The organism is Bacillus sp. 22475 (assembly GCF_052044835.1).
Classification (GTDB): Bacteria; Bacillota; Bacilli; order Bacillales; family Bacillaceae_G; genus Bacillus_A; species Bacillus_A cereus.
In genome coordinates this window covers 1-687 of sequence record NZ_JBQENW010000091.1, presented here as the reverse complement: position 1 = coordinate 687, position 687 = coordinate 1, and the positions used below count along the sequence as shown (strand labels likewise).

Genomic DNA, 687 nt, shown 5'->3' with positions numbered 1-687 from the left:
AAGGGGGGAGTTCATTGTACAAAATTATTTATGGAATATTAATTTTAATTTATACTTTGTATTCATTTTTTGTAAGTGATGGAAGTGAAGTAAGGTTTATAATGGTGTTAACTATAGTACTTATCTTTTCTGTAGTGTTAGAACAAAGAAATGTAAAAAAAACGATTGATTAAAGGTCGTTTTTTTACACTTTTTAAAGATATCTAATGTAAATTATTATTCAAAAGTTTACATTTGATAAAAGTAAAAAAGAGTCCTATGTTTATGGGATTCTTTTTTTAGTTTCTGATAATATTGTATTAATTGAATGTAAAGAGGGATTTAGTAAGGATTTAAATATGTGAACCATTAGTTTACATGTATTAGATTAATGGTTTCTTTATTAATTAAGGGTTTATATGTAATGATTTCTTAGAGGTGAATAATATGAATTTAGGTTCGCAATTGAAAAAGTTTCGTGAATCAAAAAGCTTTTCACAAGAAGATGTAGCTCGAAAGGTTGGAGTGACTAGACAAGCTGTTTATAAATGGGAGAGTAATAAAAGTTATCCTGATATTGATAATTTGATTTTACTTAGTGACTTATATGAAGTAACAATTGATGAGTTAATAAAGGGATTAGGGGATGCTAGAGAGGATTTAGATAAAAAGGATAAAGATGAGTGTGAAGATGATGATGAGGATGAG

General features: G+C 26.9%; 1 protein-coding gene. It reads left to right on the top strand.

Features of this window, described 5'->3' with window-relative positions; translation table 11 throughout:
• Positions 1–426 precede the first annotated feature (426 nt).
• Positions 427–687 (top strand): helix-turn-helix transcriptional regulator (locus ACTJJY_RS31935; RefSeq protein WP_440607452.1); only part of this gene is annotated, 261 nt, incomplete at its 3' end.